5 protein-coding genes and 1 pseudogene are annotated in these 3468 nt (G+C 66.0%); 4 read left to right on the top strand and 2 right to left on the bottom strand.

Annotated elements, in window-relative coordinates:
• Positions 1–725, bottom strand: a 725-nt coding sequence (locus JCM19049_RS09910) for a YafY family protein (RefSeq protein ID WP_054821502.1), incomplete at its 3' end; no start/stop codon positions are given.
• 40 nt (positions 726–765) lie between these two features.
• Between JCM19049_RS09910 and JCM19049_RS23425 the strand changes: the two are divergent.
• Positions 766–1113 (top strand): annotated as a pseudogene (locus JCM19049_RS23425) (DUF664 domain-containing protein); the annotation flags it as partial.
• On the top strand, positions 1047–1364 hold the full coding sequence (locus tag JCM19049_RS20015; RefSeq protein ID WP_279402907.1) for a DUF664 domain-containing protein: 318 nt from the start codon (positions 1047–1049) through the stop codon (positions 1362–1364). The pseudogene JCM19049_RS23425 and the gene JCM19049_RS20015, both read left to right, overlap by 67 nt.
• A gap of 101 nt (positions 1365–1465) precedes the next feature.
• On the opposite strand, the gene moaA is transcribed toward JCM19049_RS20015, so the two are convergent.
• Positions 1466–2335, bottom strand: coding sequence for a GTP 3',8-cyclase MoaA (moaA, locus tag JCM19049_RS09900; protein ID WP_279402906.1), 870 nt, complete (start codon positions 2333–2335; stop codon positions 1466–1468).
• A gap of 311 nt (positions 2336–2646) precedes the next feature.
• Between moaA and JCM19049_RS20010 the strand changes: the two genes are divergently transcribed.
• Together JCM19049_RS20010 and modA are read left to right on the top strand one after the other, a co-directional pair.
• The gene (locus JCM19049_RS20010) at positions 2647–2850 is read left to right on the top strand and encodes a hypothetical protein (protein WP_279402905.1); all 204 of its coding nucleotides are present in this window, start codon (positions 2647–2649) and stop codon (positions 2848–2850) included.
• Positions 2763–3468: molybdate ABC transporter substrate-binding protein (gene modA, locus JCM19049_RS09895; RefSeq protein WP_306420776.1), on the top strand; the 706-nt coding region annotated here is incomplete at its 3' end. The genes JCM19049_RS20010 and modA, both read left to right, overlap by 88 nt.

Raw genomic sequence — 3468 nt, 5'->3', positions numbered from 1 at the left:
CTGATGTGTGGGTGCCCGGACCCGCTTAGCCCGGCCCGCACGAACTGCGCCGCGTCGCCACCTGGAATCTGCCGCGGCGCGAAGCGCAGCGCCCGGGGTTGGGCGTTTTCGGCCCGGTCCACCCGGAAACTGCGCCAATCCGCACGGTCCACATCGTAGGCCACCAGATAGTAGCGGTTTCCCACATTGACCAGATTGACCGGCTCCACCCGGCGCGAAGTGGCGGTGCCCTGGGCATCGCGGTAGTCGAAAGCCACCCGTTCACGGTCGCGGCATCCCTGGGCGAAGACCACCATCACCTGCGGGTCTACCGGCTCCGGCGCGGAATATTGAGTAGTTAGCGCAACGGTGCTCGAAGTCAGGGCCTGGGCCCGTTGCCGCAGCCGCGTCGGAAACACCGGAACCACCTTGGACAGGGCACGCACTCCCGCCTCAGCCAACGTGTTCTCCCCGCCGTGGATGGTGGACTGCAGCCCGATGACCAGCGCTACGGCTTCCTCGTCGTCGAGCACCAGCGGCGGCAGCGCGGCTCCGGCGGCGAGCTGGTAGCCCCCGCCCACACCGCGTTCGGCCTGTACCGGGTAGCCCAGTTCACGCAGCTGATCCACGTCGCGGCGCAGGGTGCGCAACGAGACCTGCAGACGCTGTGCCAGTTCCTGTCCAGACCAGTAGCGCCGACTCTGCAGCAGCGAGAGCAGGCGCAGCGAACGTTGGCTTGTACTCATGCCCACATTCTGCCTCGATTTAGGACAGAAATAGACACCTATGGCTCCTAGGGTGGTTTTATCCGGCACACCGAGAATGAGGAGCAATGCCATGAGCACCACCATGAAAGCCGTCAGCACCACGCTGAGCGGCGAGCGGGCCGACCTGCACCGGGCGCTGGCCAACGCCCGCCACTTCCTGCGCTTCACCGCTCAGAACCTGAGTGACGAACAGGCCGCAACCCGCGCCACCGTCAGCGAACTAAGTGTCGGGGGACTGATCAAGCACGTAAGCGCCGTGGAACTGCAGTGGCAGCAGTTCATGATCAGGGCAAGGCCGCCATGGACTGGGACGGAGTGGACTTCTACAACATGCCGCCCGAGGCGCTGCAGGCCTTCAAAGTCGAGTTCAGCATGCAGCACGGCGAGACGCTGGCCGGACTGCTGGAGAAATACGCCCACATCGGCGAAGAAACCGACGCGCTGCTGGCGGAAATCGACCTGGACACGGTCCACGAATTGCCCCGGGCGCCGTGGTTTGTGGACACCCATTGGTCGGTGCGCCGCACGCTGCTGCACATCATCGGCGAAACCACCCAGCACGCCGGGCATGCGGACATCATCCGCGAGGCGCTGGATGGCCAGAAGACCATGGGCTAGCTAACCGCCGATGTACGACATCTCGATGCGTCGGCGGTTGCCGGGGGTCAGTGCCGCGCGCAGTTCCGAGTAGTTGTCATTGCGCACCCGCCACAGTCCGCTCAGAGCCACAGCCAGCTGCTCATCGTCGGCCCCGCCGCGCAGCAGGCCCGCAGGTCGGTGCCGCCGGTGGCGAACAGGCAGGTGTACATCTGGCCCTCGGCCGAGATCCGGGCGCGGGTGCAGTTGCCGCAGAACGCGTTGGTGACACTGGAAATCACTCCAATTTCCCCCTGCCCGTCGGTGAAGCGCCAGCGGTTGGCGGTCTCCCCGGGGTCGGTGCGGGCCAGCGGCTCCAGCGGGTATTTCTCATGAATCCGGGAAATCACCTCGCTGGAGGGGACCACGTCATCCAGCCGCCAGCCGTTGGTGCTGCCCACATCCATGTACTCGATGAAGCGCAGGATGTGCCCGGTGCCGCGGAAGTGTTCGACCAGGTCCAGGATTTCGTCGTCGTTGACCCCGCGCTTGAGCACCGTGTTGATCTTTACCGGTCCCAGCCCGGCCTCGGCCGCGGCGTCAATGGCCTGCAGCACCCGGGAGACCGGGAATTTCACATCGTTGATTGCCTGGAAGCGCTCTTCAATCAGTGAGTCCAGGGAAATCGTCACCCGGTTCAGCCCTGCCGCCTTCAGCGCGGCGGCCTTGACCGGCAAGGCGGAGCCGTTGGTAGTCAAGGCCAGGTCCACCGGTTCACCGTCCGGAGTGCGCAACGCGGCGAGCATCTGGATCAGCTCCTCGATGCCCCGGCGCAGTAGCGGCTCGCCGCCGGTCAGGCGCAGCTTGTGCACGCCCAAGCCCACCGACACCCGGGCCAGGCGCTCGATCTCCTCAAAGCTGAGCAGTTCGGAACGTTCCCGGAACTGGAAGTCGCGCCCAAAGATTTCCTTGGGCATGCAGTACACGCAGCGGAAGTTGCAGCGGTCGGTCACCGAAATCCGCAGATCCCGCAGGGCCGGCCCCGGGCATCACCCAACGGTACGAATGCGGGCTTGTCTGCCACGCCAACCTCCTGACTAGTCGGTGCCGCCACGATAGCAGATCGCGGCGTCGCCACCTTCAGCTTACGACAGCCAGTCTGCGCGCTGTAGGGCCCACGGGGCAAGCACGGGGCAGAATCCGCAGCCGCCGGTCAGCTCGCCCCGACCTGCCCGCGGCCCGAGCCGCGCTTCTCAGGTCACACTTTGGTGCACCGGGCGCAGGCGATAGCATGGCGGCAACCGTTCACAATCAAGGAGTGGGTATGCGCATCCGCGGAACACTGGCACTGCTGGCACTGACGGGGCTGGGCCTGACCGGAGCTCCACCGCCGATCAGCCCGCCGATTCGCCGGCTGCGCAGGATGAAGGCCACACCCAGATCACCATCTCCGCGGCGGCCTCCCTGCAACGCTCCTTCGATGAGATCGCCAAGGACTTCCAGGAAGAACACCCGCAGATCAAGGTGAAGCACATTTCCTATGACGGCTCCTCCACCCTGGCCACCCAGATCGTGGAGGGAGCCCCGGTGGACGTCTTCGCCTCCGCCGATGAACGCAACATGGACACCGTGAGCGATGCGGGCCTGGCCAAGGACCCGGTAATCTTCGCCACCAACACCCTGGTGATCGCGGTCCCGGCCGGAAACCCGGCCCACGTACAGTCCCTGGCGGACCTGTCCCGGGTGACCACGGTGCTGTGCGCACCCCAGGTCCCGTGCGGCGGGGCCTCGCAGAAGCTGCTGGATGGTGCCGGGGTGCAGCTGGAACCGGCCAGCATGGAACAGAACGTGAGCGCGGTCCTGCAGAAGGTCTCGGCCGGGGAAGCCGACGCGGGGCTGGTGTACCGCACCGATGTGGTGGGCGATGACAGCGTGGACAGCATTGTGCCCGACGGGGCGCAGGAGGTCGTGAACTCCTACCCGATTTCCGTGCTCAGCACCTCCCAGTCCCAGCAGCAGGCCGAGGCCGCCCAGCAGTTCGTGGACTACGTACTTGGCGCCGAGGGCCAGGAAGTTCTGGTTGAGCACGGGTTCGGCAACGCCGGCGCCGGAGCCGAAGGTAGGGCATGGGCCAGGCCGATGTGGG

The sequence above is a fragment of the Arthrobacter sp. JCM 19049 genome (assembly GCF_001310435.1).
The sequence above is the reverse complement of the archived record's forward strand: the minus strand, read 5'-3'. Positions and strand labels throughout refer to the sequence as shown.